11 protein-coding genes are annotated in these 13,766 nt (G+C 58.7%); 8 read left to right on the top strand and 3 right to left on the bottom strand.

Going from position 1 to position 13,766, the window contains the following annotated elements; translation table 11 throughout:
* Positions 1–206 precede the first annotated feature (206 nt).
* From TBK1r_RS37190 to TBK1r_RS37160, 7 genes are all read left to right on the top strand, one after another.
* Positions 207–794 carry a peptide chain release factor family protein gene (locus TBK1r_RS37190; RefSeq protein ID WP_419580763.1) on the top strand — a complete coding sequence of 196 codons (588 nt, stop codon included), beginning with the start codon at positions 207–209 and terminating at the stop codon, positions 792–794.
* Positions 794–2,554, top strand: a complete 1,761-nt coding sequence (locus tag TBK1r_RS37185; protein ID WP_145221410.1) for an FMN-binding protein — start codon at positions 794–796, stop codon at positions 2,552–2,554. Before TBK1r_RS37190 ends, TBK1r_RS37185 begins: the two co-directional genes overlap by 1 nt.
* 37 nt (positions 2,555–2,591) lie before the next feature.
* Positions 2,592–3,539, top strand: coding sequence for a zinc ribbon domain-containing protein (locus TBK1r_RS37180; protein WP_145221407.1), 948 nt, complete (start codon positions 2,592–2,594; stop codon positions 3,537–3,539).
* A 105-nt stretch (positions 3,540–3,644) separates the two neighbouring features.
* Positions 3,645–4,067, top strand: coding sequence for a GntR family transcriptional regulator (locus tag TBK1r_RS37175; RefSeq protein ID WP_145221404.1), 423 nt, complete (start codon positions 3,645–3,647; stop codon positions 4,065–4,067).
* 38 nt (positions 4,068–4,105) lie between these two features.
* Positions 4,106–5,050, top strand: a complete 945-nt coding sequence (locus TBK1r_RS37170; protein ID WP_145221401.1) for an ABC transporter ATP-binding protein — start codon at positions 4,106–4,108, stop codon at positions 5,048–5,050.
* 79 nt (positions 5,051–5,129) lie between these two features.
* Positions 5,130–7,541 (top strand): hypothetical protein, encoded by a 2,412-nt coding sequence (locus TBK1r_RS37165; RefSeq protein WP_145221398.1) that lies wholly within the window; start codon positions 5,130–5,132, stop codon positions 7,539–7,541.
* A 13-nt stretch (positions 7,542–7,554) separates the two neighbouring features.
* On the top strand, positions 7,555–10,023 hold the full coding sequence (locus TBK1r_RS37160; protein ID WP_145221395.1) for a hypothetical protein: 2,469 nt from the start codon (positions 7,555–7,557) through the stop codon (positions 10,021–10,023).
* Positions 10,024–10,395: 372 nt separating this feature from the next.
* On the opposite strand, the gene TBK1r_RS37155 is transcribed toward TBK1r_RS37160, so the two are convergent.
* From TBK1r_RS37155 to tnpA, 3 genes are all read right to left on the bottom strand, one after another.
* Positions 10,396–11,091 carry an IS630 family transposase gene (locus tag TBK1r_RS37155; RefSeq protein WP_145209010.1) on the bottom strand — a complete coding sequence of 232 codons (696 nt, stop codon included), beginning with the start codon at positions 11,089–11,091 and terminating at the stop codon, positions 10,396–10,398.
* Positions 11,088–11,531 (bottom strand): helix-turn-helix domain-containing protein, encoded by a 444-nt coding sequence (locus TBK1r_RS37150; protein WP_145209012.1) that lies wholly within the window; start codon positions 11,529–11,531, stop codon positions 11,088–11,090. The genes TBK1r_RS37155 and TBK1r_RS37150 overlap by 4 nt, the downstream gene beginning before the upstream one ends.
* 461 nt (positions 11,532–11,992) lie before the next feature.
* The gene (tnpA, locus tag TBK1r_RS37145) at positions 11,993–12,445 is read right to left on the bottom strand and encodes an IS200/IS605 family transposase (protein WP_145221392.1); all 453 of its coding nucleotides are present in this window, start codon (positions 12,443–12,445) and stop codon (positions 11,993–11,995) included.
* 563 nt (positions 12,446–13,008) lie between these two features.
* Here tnpA and TBK1r_RS37140 point away from each other — a divergent pair.
* On the top strand, positions 13,009–13,731 hold the full coding sequence (locus TBK1r_RS37140) for a hypothetical protein (protein WP_419580762.1): 723 nt from the start codon (positions 13,009–13,011) through the stop codon (positions 13,729–13,731).
* Positions 13,732–13,766: the final 35 nt, after the last annotated feature.

Below are 13,766 nucleotides of genomic sequence, written 5' to 3'. Positions count from 1 at the left end.
AATCGTTTGACATCAGCCGGTTCGCGCCAGCGTCCGGGCCTTCACTTAGCGGTATTGGGCATTAGCCGATCCTCGAGCAAAATCGATGGGACCAGAGCGTCTCAAGGCTGGACTTCAACGAGGATCGCCTAAGGCTAGACACCAACATGTGGATGAATCCCGTATACTCCTCGGGCTAGCTTCTTCAACTCACAACCTGCGCCGTCATGCCTTCCAAACCGACCGCGATTGTTCCCGACGCGAGCTTGCGGATGGCGTGCCGTGTGGTCGATCCGCCTCACCCGGCGGTGATCGATTGCGATCGGTTGTTGGATGGTTGTGAACTTCGTACCCAGCGGCGCAGCGGGCCGGGCGGGCAGCACCGAAACAAGACCAGTTCTGGCGCGTTTTTGACGCATCGCTCGACGGGATTGGTAGGCGAAGCGACCGAACGACGAAGTCAGGCACAAAACCGCGAGGTCGCCCTGCAGCGATTGCGGTTCTTGTTGGCGATCGAAGTCCGCACGCCCAGCCCGCTTGATCCATCCGACTGGCAAGCCGATGGCAACGAAGCGACGATTCGCAAGCGTTACGCCAATCATCCGTTTCGGCTCAACGAATCCAATGCCGACAAGCCGGCCCTGTTGGCGTTGGTATTGAACGATTTGTGGGTGGCCGGCGGGCAACCGAGTTTGATCGCCGAGACGTGGTCGGTGTCGACCAGCAAGATTGTTGCGCTGGTTCGATCGTACGCCCCGGCGTTGACGTGGGTGAACCGAGTTCGACATCACCACGAACGGTTGCCGCTGCACTGATGGAACGCCGACGTCAAATTCGTGCGATCGCGGTGCACACTGTCCGGGTTTCAACGGTCGCCGCACTGTTGCTGCTGATTCCCTCGCCGCGACGCGATCGGCCCAGATCGGATGACGGAGCGTCACCGCCGTCGATCGAACGGATTCAGCCCTTCCTGCCGACGGCGAGCGTGGTCGAGGGTACAAAGGACGCCAATGGATTTTGGACGGTCAAGGACGCCGAGGGCGTGTCGCTGGCTCGCGTCGCAAGAACCCTGCCCGAGGCTGCCGACGTCATCGGTTATCGCGGACCCACCGAAGCGATGATCTTGTTGGACCGCGATTACCAGTTGATCGGAGTCGACCTGATCGATAGCGCCGACACCGAGGAACACGTCACGGCGGTGGAGAACGACGACGCGTTCTTCGAACAGTTTCGCAACTGGACATGGACCGGGCCGGAACCGGGCACGAACGTCGACGCGGTTTCCGGTGCGACGCTGACCTCGTTGGCCTTGGCCAAGGGAGTGCTGCGGCGAATCGGGGGTGACCTGCCTTCGTTGGTCTTTCCCGATGCCGTCACCCTGGAAGAATTGCAGGAATGGTTTCCCGACGCGTCGGCACGTCGCGTGGAAGGTGATCGCGTCATCGCCCTTGATCGAGCCGGCCAGGAACTAGGATCGGTGATTCGCACCGGACCGCTCTCGGATTCGATCATCGGATACCAGGGACCGACCGAGTTATTGATTCAAGTCGAGCCGGCGGGAGCAGCCGAAGACAGCGAACCACCGCCGATGACGGTCGCCGACATCAAGATCCGATCGTCGTTCGACAACGAACCCTACGTCCGCTATTGCAAAACGGAGTATGGTTTTTGGGCACTGTTCGAAGGCCGAACACTTGCGGGACTGGCCGACATGGATTTGGAAGCCGAACGGGTCGAAGGTGTTTCCGGGGCGACGATGACCAGCATGGCGATCGCCGAAACCCTGGTCGCATCCGCGGGCCGGATCCAAGTCCGCCAGCAGCAGCGGGAACAAGCGGTCCAGGCAGGCGGATCGACTTGGAGCAACTGGCGTCATCGGGTGATCGATGCGCTGGAGATGCGGATCACGGCCGCGGACATCGGCTGCGTGCTCGTCTTGTGTTTGATCCCGCTGTTTCGGATGCGAGGTTGGTTTCGCCATCATCGAATCCGTAGGCTCTGGTTGGTTGCCGTGATCGCAGTGATCGGGATTTGGTCGGGTAATTTAATTTCGATGGCACTGGTGGCGGGTTGGAGCGGAGGAGGGATTGCGTGGCGATTGGCGCCCGCGCTGGCCGCGATCGCGATCGTCGCGTTTGTCGCGCCGGTGGGCTGGAAATCCAATCCGTACTGCAATCATCTCTGCCCGCACGGGGCGTTGCAGCAATTGCTGCGACCGCACCACAAGAGCAAGCGATATTGGAAGCCGCCGGCGCGGATGATGGCGGTGTTGAAGTTCCTGCCGGGCACGACGCTGGTGATCGGCTATCTGACGCTGTTGTGGTCACCGACGACCGACCTGTCGTCGTGGGAGCCGTTCCATGCGTATCTTTATCGCATCGCTTCGTGGACGGCGTTGACGTTGGCGGGAGTCACGTTGTTGTTTTCGGCGTTTGTGCCGATGGGCTACTGCCGTCTGGGCTGTCCCACCGGCCGTTTGCTCGATCATCTGCGACGCAGCGCCGGCAGCGATCGGGTGCAGGTCGCCGATGGCGTTGCGATCGGGTTGCTGGTGGCGGCGGTGTTGTTGCGGTAGCGCACCGCGCACGTCCGTGCGATGTTAAACTGCGACGATGAGCTCCTTTCAACAATCCTGTCCGTCCTGCAACGCGTCGCTCGAATTGCCGATCGAAGCGGACGGCAAGGCGGCGGTTTGCCCGTCCTGTCAGACTCAATTCATCGCCGCGGCACCACCGGCATTGGAGAGCAAGCCGACCGCGGTGGTGACGCCGCAACCGGTCGCGGTCAAAGGCTATCGCAAGATCCCGATCGAACACATCTTTGCGGACACGCAGTCGGTGTTTGTCGAAAGACGTCGTCCGTTATTGATGCCGTTTCTGATGCCATCGGTACTGATGGTGTTGGGGCTGCTTTTGCCGCTGGTGTATTTGAGTGACTTGGCGAGTACCAATCGGACGCAGGCGTTGCTGTGGCTGGCGGTCGCGTCACCGTGGTTCGTGTTGGTAACGGTCTATACGGTCTGGTTCGCACTGAACCTGTCGCTGGATGTTTGCGACGCCGGTCCTGATTTGGAAGACGATCCACCGCAGAAGACTCGGTCATGGTTCGTTCCCACGGCCGCTGTGTTTCTTTCGCTGTTGGCTGCGATGACCATCGCGATCACGTACGTGGCAGTCGTCATCGGGCTGGCCATCGCGATCATGAATGTCGGCAGCAACGTCCAGGCGACTGAGATCCATCTGTTGATGACGGTCGGGGCGTTCGTGGGAGCGATCCTGTTGCTGACACTCACGGCGATGCGGTTGTGGCCGGTCATTCCGCTGGCCATGGATGGTCGCTTCGGCGGGGCCGTGGTGCGGGAATCACTGCAAATGACCCGGTCGAACCTGATGACCTCATTCTTTCTGGTCGTCGGGGTGTTCTTTCTCGTCGGATTCGGTTTCAGCGTCTTCGGGCTCGGGTTGCCCTTGGCGATTCCGGTCGCGGCGCTGGCGTTGGTCGTGGCTTTGCGATTGATCCAAGGGCGCGGGATCCCGGCGTTCGACCGCGAAGAGCTGTAGCGGAGCGGCAAGGCTTTCCCACCTTTTTTTGCTTGACAGCACGAGGCGACGCGGTGTACCATGACACGGGTACACCGAAGGCCGCATTCACATGGGATGGCTTGGATGTTCTTTTCAATCGACGCCGATGGCGATCTACCGATCTACGAGCAAATCGTACGTCAGGTCAAACTGGCGGTGGCCGACGGGATTTTGGTCGGCGGGCAAATGGTCCCCAGCGTTCGGCAGCTGGCCAATGACTTGGCGATCAATTCCAACACGATCGCCCGGGCCTATCAAGAGTTGCAGTCCGATCACGTGCTCGAGCCGTTGCGGGGCCGCGGGATGGTGGTCCGCCGTGACGCGATGAAGCGTTGCACCAAGGCCCGTAATTCTTTGGTCGCCGAAAGTGTTCGGCGGGCGTTGAGCGATGCGCTGGCCGGCGGGATGACGACCGCGGAGCTGCGAGAATTGTTTGACGCGGAATTGGACCGCCAATCCGCAATGATTGAAAACGCCAAACACGCCTCTGGCAACGGCAATTCCTGACCCTTCTCCACTTGTCTTTCCTAGGGAAGCATCCTGACATGAACGCCGTCATTTCCTTGCAAAACATCAGTAAATCGTTCGGTCGCAATCGTGCCCTGATCGACGTGACGTTAGACATTCCCAAGGGCGTCGTCTTTGCGTTGCTTGGCGAAAACGGTGCCGGGAAAACCACGATGATTCGGATTTTGACCGGGTCACTCAAGCCGGACAGCGGTTCCGCCACGGTGCTGGGGTTGTCGTGCTTGAAGGACGGCCAAAAGATTCGTCAACAGACCGGGTATGTTTCGGATTCGCCGGCGATGTACGAATGGATGACCGCGGACGAAATCGGCTGGTTCACGTCGGCGTTTTACGATGACGAATTTCCCGGACGTTATGCGGAAACGCTGATGGGTTTCGACGTCCCGCCCGGCGTCAAGTTGAAAAACATGAGTAAGGGGCAGCGTGCTAAAGTCGCGCTTGCGTTGGCCACCTCGCACGATCCAGAACTGTTGATTCTCGACGAACCGACCAGCGGACTCGATCCAATGGTCCGTCGGCAGTTTCTGGAATCGATGGTCGACCGGGCATCGCTGGGCCGCACGGTGTTGCTTTCCAGCCACCAGATCAACGAGGTCGAACGCGTGGCGGATTGGATCGGCATCTTGCATCAAGGCGATTTAAAACTTGTTCAGCCGTTGCAGGCGCTGCGTGATTCCACGCGTGTCGTCACGGCGACGCTGGAGCACGGCGATGCGACCGTGCTGATGCCTCGCGGCGAAGTTCTGACCGAAGCCAAGAACGGTCGCCAGATGCGATGGATCGTCCGCGATTTGGCCGACGACTGGCGCAGCGACTATGGCGACGCGTCGGGCGTGATCAAGGTCGACGAGGAGACGCCGACGCTGGAAGAGATCTTTGTGGCGGTCTGTGACACCAACGCGGTCCGACCGTCGCAGCAACGGGAGAAGGTGGTGCCGGCGGCGGGTGCTTCACCGGTGTGAGGGAACATGAACGAGTGATGTCACTCTACTGCCAGGACGGTGACTTGATGGAGAATCATTGCCAACGTGAGACGGAAAGATGAATCAAAAAGTGATGCGGCGGTTGATCTGGAAAGACGCTCGAACGCTCGCTCCGCTGGCAATCGCGACACTGATCGCGATTTTCGGATTCAACGCGCTGTTGTGGCTGTTGGCCGAAGCGGTGATGGACGTGGAGAACCAAACCCGACTCAGCCTGTCGCGGATGATTTGGATCGTTCTGCCGAATCTGCTCGCCTTTGGTGCCCCGGCGCTGCTGGTCGGGGGTGAAGAGGAGAGTGGATCGCTGACGTGGTTAAAGACGCTGCCGGTTAGTTGGCGTGGCGTCGCGCTGAGCAAGTTGTTGGTCGCCCTCGCGGCGCTCGTGGCCGTGTGGATCTTGGCCAGCATTTCGTATTGGTTGCAGTGGACGATTCTGCCGGACCCTGTGATTGCGTGGGCCGAAAACACTCGCAATGCGCCGGACTGGTCGGCCGTCGCGGTCTTTTCCCAGTGGGTCTTCAGTCTGGCCCTGTTGCTGACCGGATTTAGTTTGGCGTATTGGTTCCGTTCACCGATCAACGCGCTGTTGTCTGTGTTGCCGGCGATGGTTGTGTTTGCGATTGCGTTTGTCAGCGTCGAGGAGTCCTTGCTGGATACGAGGTTGTGGGGGCAACCGCAATGGGAATCGATCTCTGCCCTGCAGTTCTGGTCTGTACTGGGGGTCCCAACCGTTGCAGCGATCGGCGTGCTATTCGCTCTCCATCAAGGGATGGCAAAGCGCCGGATCGCCGGCCCCGATGAATCGCTCGGTCGGCGGATCAAGCAACGTGTTTCCGGCGACGCCTTCCGGCCTCCCAGCACCGTGCCGATGTCGTGGTACGGCGTTTCCTTGGCGTTGCGGCGGCCGACGAAGACGCACGCCCTGTTGTGGCAGGCGGCGCGACAGAACGTTTGGATTCTATTGAGCTTGATGCTGGTCGGCATGCTCGGCGTCACCGTCACCGTCTGGGGAAGAAGCAGCGGGCAAGAATTGGCGAGTTTGGTTGCCGCGGTGGCGTTGTTCGGAATCGCCGGTTCAACGTTCTATGGGGATTCGGTCCGCAAGCGTTGTGTGTTCTTGGCTGATCGCGGAGTTTCTCCCTCATTGATCTGGCGGACGCGGTTGATGCCGACGGCGATTGCGGTCGGATTGATTTTCATTGCCCTGTTGGTGAACCAGCTGATCAGCGATGTGATCTACCGAAACGGACTGCGGTTCGATGAATTTCTGATGTGCACGATGCTGATGTTTGTCGGTTACGCGCTGTGCCAATTGGTGTCGCAGTGGGCGCCTCGGCCGGTGTTCGCGTTTTTGGCGTCGCCCGTGATTTGCGTGTTGGCGTTTTTGCTGTTTTACCCGCTGTTCGATGCGTACCGCGCTGGAGCCCTGTGGGCGGCGATGGCGTCGATCCCTGTGTTTTTGTTTGCCTCCTGGCGGCTGACGCCACGCTGGTTGTCCGGTTTGACCGGGCGGGATTACACGGCGCGATTCATCGGGTATTTCGCACTAGCGATCGTCTTGCCCTACGTGTTGGTGCTCGGCATTCGAACGGCAACGATCCCCGCGGAGCAGACGCAGTGGCGAACGCGGATGTTGGCGTACGAGTTCCCGCAACGACCCTCAGACGATCAACTCGTCGAAGTCCATCACGCTGCGATTCCGGAGCTAGCCTACTTTTGGAACGGGTTTCGACGCGATGAATTGCTCTCGCCACCCAAGAGCGATCAATTCGACGAACGATTGGACCAAGAGTTGGCGTCGGAGACGTCGGTCGGGGAATTTGTGTCGTTTAATGAGTTGATCGCACGTGTTCCCTATTGGCCCGAAGGGCATGCGTCCAGTGCGGGAGCGAGTTCATCGGTTCGCTTCGGAGCCGATCAGCTTGACGTGGAATTGCGTGTCGCGAGGGTGTTGCTGAAATGGTCTCGGATGGTTCGCCACGAAGCTCGCTTCGGCGATTCGTCGTTTGAACGGCTGGCGCAGATCTCCGAGTACGCCGAATGGATCGCGGCCGATATCCTGCATCGGCACCTCGATGAAGGCGGCATGACACCGGAGATCAAGGAATTGGTCGGCATGTTTCCCGAGGATTCGCTTGTTTTGGAATCCCGCCGCAACAGCTTGATCGCGTCCTGGAAGTGGCAGGCAGGCGCGGCCAGTTTCGATCGACCGATGTCGTTGGGTGACCGGTCACCGCGGCCGCACACCGAGTTCATCGCAAGGATCGAAGATTTAAGACGGGACCGCTTTGTCGATCAAACGGTCAAGCTGGCCGAACAGCATTGGCGGTCGGGCGCAATGAGCGGCGTCTGGGAGGTTCCAAACTTTCTGTACTCGGCGGAGCAAGCGGGACTGTCACCAATGATGCGTCCGCTGTACGAATTTCAAGCCCATCAGTCAATCAAACGTTTGAAGAATCGCGTCAGATGAGCGGAGCATGACGATGAATCGAAAAGTAATGCAACGAATGATTTGGAAAGACGCGCGCACGGTCAAGACGTTGGCGATCGCCACGCCGGCATTGGTCGTTGGCTTTTTCGTGGTGTTGGAACTGTTCACCGGGTTGACCCACGTCGGCACCGAACGGATGGGTTTAGCCTACGCGATCTGGATGTTGCTGCCGATGTTGATCGCCTGCGGTGCGCCGGCCGTTTTGATCGGTGGTGAGGAGGAGAGCGGTTCATTGGCTTGGCTGCAAACATTGCCCGCCGGCTGGAAGACGATCGCGGCGAGCAAGCTGCTGGTCACGAGCGTTTGCTTGTTGTTGGCGTGGGCCGTCGCAACGCTCTGCTTTCTGGCGTACTGGTCCGCGATGAGCGACTATTGGATCGATCGGATTCGCCAGAGTAGCGGCCTGCCCGAACCGTTCTGGATTCACTGCGCCGGTGCGGTGGCGTTAAGCATCGCGGTGATGTTGTCCAGCTTTACGACGGCCTATTGGTTTCGGTCCCCGATCACGGCCTTGGTCGCGTTGGTTCCGCTGGTGATCGCGGCGATTTGGGGCGTGACGTACCTGGCCGTGGTCATTCTTCCTGCGGCACAATTTCACGGTCCGCCGCACCGTGTGATTGAGCAAAACTTCGGAACGTTCGCTCTGCTGATCGTGTCGGCATTATTGGTGCTGACGGGGCTCAGTCTGTTTGCCGCTTGGCGACGATTGACTTGGCCGGAATCACGGCGAGCCGGGCGAGCGATGGGAGAAATGTCGACCGGCGCGTTTCGGCCGCCTCCCGAGGTGACGTCGTCAAAGCTCGCCGGGGCGATGATTTTCGGTCGGCCGCGGCCGCTGCTCGCGCTGTTGTGGCTGCAGATGCGGCCGATTCGTTGGCAGCTTGTCTTGCTGACGATGGTGGCGATCGCCGGTGCCCTGATCACCGGTTCGTCGAGTGACGAGATGTTGGTGGTCGGCCATTCGATTTACATCTTGCCGCTGTTCCTGATCGCCGCGTTGACGTTCTACGGCGACTCGGTACGCCAGCGTTGCTTGTTCTTGTACGACCGCGGCATCTCGCCGACGATGGTCTGGCTGACGCGCGTCGGACCGACACTGTGTGTCACGGCGATCATCTTGGCAATCATTGTGTTGGCCGGAATGTACCGTGAGGCGTCGGATGCGGACCGTGAGCTGCGATGGAGCTGGGACAACCGGTTGACGATCACGGTCATGGTGGTCTTCGCGGGATTTGCGCTGACGCAGTTGGTTTCACAGTGGTCGCCGCGACCGACGTTGGCGTTCTTCGCCGGCCCGGTGTTTGTTCAGCTGGCTGCGTTCGTTCTCGCCGGCTTGTTGATGTTTTACACGCGCGCCTCTGCCGTGTTGCTGCTGTCGTCGGTGATCCTGTTGTTGGCGTCGTGGAGACTGACGCCGAAATGGATGGCTGGGGAGAAGGGGAAAGAATACGTGGTGCCGATGATCGGTTTCATCGTTGCTGCGTTGTTCTTGCCGTATGTCGTGGTGCTCGGAGCACGCTACGCCACCACGCCGGCTCCACGTATCACATGGCGACAACAGATGTATTCCATCGAACTGCCCCGCGTCGATCCGACCGCCGACAAGGTTGCGATTTTAGACCCGGCATACGTGCGACAGATCGAGACCTTGGCCATGAAAGCGGCCGTGAGTCCGGAAGGACGTGACGATCGGATTGCAAAGGAATTGTCGGCAACCGATAGCATCGGCCAGCACCTTTCGTTCAAGGAGGTGATGCAGATCATTAAGGTGAGATCCGATTACCCACTTCACCTTCATCAAGACTTAGCACGAGTTAACCTGGATGCCTATTTGAAGCCGCACGTGTTTCCGCCGACGCCGCAGTTCGCTGATGCCCGCGAGAAACAGTTTGACGCGGTCGGTGTGTTGGTGAAGTGGTCGCGCGTGACGCGGGAGCAAGCCGTCGATGGTGCAGCGGATTTCAACGTCGTGATGGGAGTGGCAGAGATCGCAGACCTGATCGCGGCCCGCGTGATGACGGCCTATGTCGAGCAGGACGGGGTGACGCCCCAACTGAAGGAATTGATTCGATTGGTGCCCGATGAGAAACTTGTTCGAGAGTCTCGGCGCAACAGTTTGATCCGCAGTTGGCGTCGGTATCAGTCCCAGACGCTCGGCGAACGATTTGCAGGAGAGTACAGCCACAAGCCGACGCAGTGGTGGTTGGCGGTCGAACGGACACGGGCAGATCGGTACGTCGACGAGCTTTGTCGATTTTTGTTGGACCGGTGGTTGAGTGGTGAGAACTCGGCGTTCGGCGGCGAGTTGGCCGAGTTGCAGAGGTTGGAGCGTGAGGCGTACCTGGTCGGCGGACAAGCCATTTCGAACTACTTCGAAGACCCGAAGCTGAGCGACCGTATCGCGATCGCCGTCGATGCCGACGCGTGGATGGATCGGTTGCGCAGGCAAGTGGCGGATTGAAATCGGATCCGGCGTTGTCGGCCCGTCTGTGCCGTTTCGGCCAACGGTCGTGGACATCCATAGCCTAGGGCAACGCCCTAGGAATGGGTAACGCAACGGGTCCCGGTTTGGCCAACGGCCATGGACAAGGTGTCCTCTACCGATGGTGTTGTGTATGGCCGTTGGCCAACGCGATCGTTTTTGCGGCGGGTCCTGGGGCGTTGCCCCAGGCTATGGGTATGCATGGCCGTTGGCCAAATTCGCACGCGTGCCGATGGCAATTCGTGTGTGCCGGTGATCATCCACATGATCGTCGATGCGCGATTCAAACGACGCCGGTCCGTCCGGACCGATTCGGCCAACGGCCGTGGACATCCATAGGCTAGTGGTGCGTCAAAGTCTAATTTTAGGGTAGACGGATTTGAGTTTAACCCGGGCGTCGTCAATTTTCATCTGCCAGTCAACGCCTCGTTGTCTTGCATTGATGTCCGATGACCATGCTGCAATCTCTCTGGCCAACTCCTCAATACTTCCAATGCGTCGCCCGCCAACACATTGACGGGTGATGCTGCTTAACTCGTTCTCTGCGATATTGAGCCAGCTACCGTGCTTGGGCGTATAGCACCAGTTGATTCGCTTCACCAACGCCCGTGCTCGAGACGGCTCAAACACTTCGTAGAAAGCCCCGCGAGTGTGCGTGTTGAGATTGTCGCAAACCAACGTCACCGTCTCGCAATCGGCGTAACGTCCCTCAAGCAGCTCAGCCATTAGCAAGGCCCAGTCCGCTTTGGTCTTGGTCTCTCTGGCGTAGGCTTCTCGCCATCCTGCCAGCGGCTCGGTGTACATGAAAATGTTCGCTACTCCGGCACGTTCGTATTCATAGTCCACCCGGCGGGGATGTTCGGTGGTCGCTTCGATCGGAACGTTGACGTCCTTGATCAGTTGGACCGGTTGTTCATCCATGCAGATCACCGGATGACTCGAATCGTACGGTTTTTCGTAAGTTTCTAGCACATCTTCCATGCTCGCGGCGAACTCCGCATCGCACTGTGGCGGGATCACCCAGTACTCGATGTTGCGATTATTCATGCGATTTTTTTTAGCGTCTGGCGAACGGTTTCATGCGAGACCGAATCGCAGATCCCCAGTTCGACGACTTTCTCGGCGAGCAATCTCAGCGACCAGTTGGCATAGCCTGCTGGCGGTTTGCCTAGACGAGTGGCGATGATTTTCGCCTCTTCTTGACCGCTGAGGCATTTAGGTCTGGCAGGCTCCGCACGTTTCTTTCCCTGCAGTGTTTGCTCAAAGCCAAACTCGACAAACCGCTGTCGTATATTTTCGACCGTCTTGGTGCGGCAACGATAAGCTTCAGCAATCGCCGCATCGGTCCATGCCAAATCGTCTGCATCCGCAGCAAGCAAGATTTGGGCACGACGCACCTTCTGGCTAGAACCGCTAAACTTCTTGACGATTGCATCGAGCGTCCGACGCTCCTGATCGTTCAACCGAACGATGTACTTTTTCTGCATTGGAAAACCCTCCGTGTTCCCCAAAGCATGAAGCTTTTACGCGATTAGACCAACCCTAATTCTTGAAGCTGACGCACCACTAGGGCAACGCCCTAGGAATGGGTAACGCAATGGGTCCCGGTTTGGCCAACGGCCATGGACAAGGTGTCCTCTACCGATGGTGTTGTGTATGGCCGTTGGCCAACGCGATCGTTTTGCGGCGGGTCCTGGGGCGTTGCCCCAGGCTATGGGTATACATGGCCGTTGGCCAATTCGCATGGCCGTTGGCAATTCGTGTTTGCCGTTTGCAATTCGTGTTTGCCGGTGATCATCCACATGATCGTCGATGCGTGATTCAAACGACGCCGGTCCGTCCGGACCGGTTCGGCCCACGGCCGTGGACATCCGTAGCCTAGGGCAACGCCCTAGGAATGGGTAACGCAACGGGTTGGGTTTGGCCAACGGCCATGGACAATGCGTCGTCAATCCCACACGTAACGTTCGTCGTAGTCGATACCGTAACGTTTTAAAAATCCGCGGTACTCCTCTTGGAACGTCTTGACGCGATGATGTTCTTCTTGGTTGCGAATGTAGGATTCGACAGCTGGCCGGTGAGGTGGCGAGACGGAAAAAATTCCGTACCCACGTTGCCAATAGAATTTCGCATGTTTGCCGCCGAACGTTTTGATGAACTTCGAAGATTCGCGTTTGATTTCTTCGGCAAAGTCCTTTGCCGCATGGATGCGGCCCATGTCAAACAAGAGGTGGACATGATCGGCGACGCCACCGACGAGCGAGAATGATGATCCCATGTTGCGAACCGTTTCAGCAAGATAGGCGTGCACACGATCTCGAACAGAAGCGTCCAGAAACGGGTAACGGTCTTTGGTGCTGAAGATCAGATGAGCATATAGACAAGCGTGCGATTGAGGCATGAGTCCCTCCTTGAGCGAACAAAAGGTGGTGTCACGAGGGCCCTCTCGAGTGCTGGTATTGAACCATGCGAATGACCGTTCGCCAAGGCGTGTTTTGGTGCCGGGTTTCTGGGGCGTTACGCCGGCCGACGGGTATGCATGGCCGTCGGCCAAGATCGCGTGGCGGTAATCAATTACACGCACACCGTTGCCAAACTTGTGCGTGCCGGTGGCAACATGGGCGATTGGTCGGGCGGGATTCAAAGGACATCGGTCCGCACGGACCGATTCGGCCAACGGCCGTGGACATCCGTAGCCTAGGGCAACGCCCTAGGAATATGTAACGCAACGGGTTGGGTTTGGCCAACGGCCATGGACAATGCGTCGTCCACCGGTGCGGTTGTGTATGGCCGTTGGCCAATGCGGTTGTTTTGACGGCGGGTCCTGGGGCGTTGCCCCAGGCTATGGGTATGCATGGCCGTTGGCCAAAATCGCGTGGCGTGCACAATGCATCGCGAGGATCTAAACGCGACCTATGCTTGACGACGCTTCTTGTCCAACCGCCCGAAACGGAAAATCGATCGATGGTACGTTTGATCAAATCGGTATTGACGATTGTTGTCGCGACGATTCTGTTGATCCCGATCGCGCTTGCGGCGCTCAAGGCGACTGGCAACTTGCCGCAACCGCTGGTCGATCATGCGGTCAATCGTCTGCCGATCGAATTGACATCCGCTGTCGGTTTACGGTCGGCCGATCCGGTCGTGCTCGGCAAATGGCCTCCGGTTCGGGGCGAGACGTTCCCCGATTTGATGCTGACCGATCAGACCGGCCAAACGGTTCAACTGTCGGACTTCGCCGGCAAGATCATCTTGGTGGAATACGCCGCGATTCCGTGTGAAGGTTGCCAAGCCTTTGCCGGCGGCAAACAGTACGGCGCGTTTGGCAACTTCACGGTGCAGGCCGGACTGGAATCGATCGAACACTATGCACGGCAATACGCCGGTGTCACGCTCGGCAGCGAAGAGGTCGTGTTCGTTCAAGTTTTGCTGTACGGGCGGTCCGTGTCGGCCCCGACGCAAGCCGAGGTCGCCGGTTGGGCGGAACACTTCCACATGGATCGCGATGCGAATCAAATTGTGCTCCGCGGCGATCCCTCCATGCTCAGCCGGCAAACCTACGAAATGATTCCGGGGTTCCAGTTGATCGATCGTGATTTTGTGCTCCGCTCGGACTCCTGTGGACACCATCCGCACGACGATCTGTACAAAGATCTCTTACCGATGTTACGGACGTTAGCGCGGTAGTTGCGAGCGGTAGTGGCGCGCTGAGGCCCAAGAGT

It is taken from the genome of Stieleria magnilauensis, from assembly GCA_007753675.1.
Classification (GTDB): Bacteria; Planctomycetota; Planctomycetia; order Pirellulales; family Pirellulaceae; genus Stieleria; species Stieleria magnilauensis.
The sequence above is the reverse complement of the archived record's forward strand: the minus strand, read 5'-3'. Positions and strand labels throughout refer to the sequence as shown.

Coding starts and splice junctions, on each gene's coding strand:
- TBK1r_RS37160 (WP_145221395.1), top strand. CDS start 7,555: ATGAATCGAAAAGTAATGCAACGAATGATTTGGAAAGACGCGCGCACG.
- TBK1r_RS37185 (WP_145221410.1), top strand. CDS start 794: ATGGAACGCCGACGTCAAATTCGTGCGATCGCGGTGCACACTGTCCGG.
- TBK1r_RS37140 (WP_419580762.1), top strand. CDS start 13,009: ATGGTACGTTTGATCAAATCGGTATTGACGATTGTTGTCGCGACGATT.
- TBK1r_RS37190 (WP_419580763.1), top strand. CDS start 207: ATGCCTTCCAAACCGACCGCGATTGTTCCCGACGCGAGCTTGCGGATG.
- TBK1r_RS37170 (WP_145221401.1), top strand. CDS start 4,106: ATGAACGCCGTCATTTCCTTGCAAAACATCAGTAAATCGTTCGGTCGC.
- TBK1r_RS37180 (WP_145221407.1), top strand. CDS start 2,592: ATGAGCTCCTTTCAACAATCCTGTCCGTCCTGCAACGCGTCGCTCGAA.
- TBK1r_RS37150 (WP_145209012.1), bottom strand. CDS start 11,531: ATGCAGAAAAAGTACATCGTTCGGTTGAACGATCAGGAGCGTCGGACG.
- TBK1r_RS37165 (WP_145221398.1), top strand. CDS start 5,130: ATGAATCAAAAAGTGATGCGGCGGTTGATCTGGAAAGACGCTCGAACG.
- TBK1r_RS37155 (WP_145209010.1), bottom strand. CDS start 11,091: ATGAATAATCGCAACATCGAGTACTGGGTGATCCCGCCACAGTGCGAT.
- tnpA (WP_145221392.1), bottom strand. CDS start 12,445: ATGCCTCAATCGCACGCTTGTCTATATGCTCATCTGATCTTCAGCACC.
- TBK1r_RS37175 (WP_145221404.1), top strand. CDS start 3,645: ATGTTCTTTTCAATCGACGCCGATGGCGATCTACCGATCTACGAGCAA.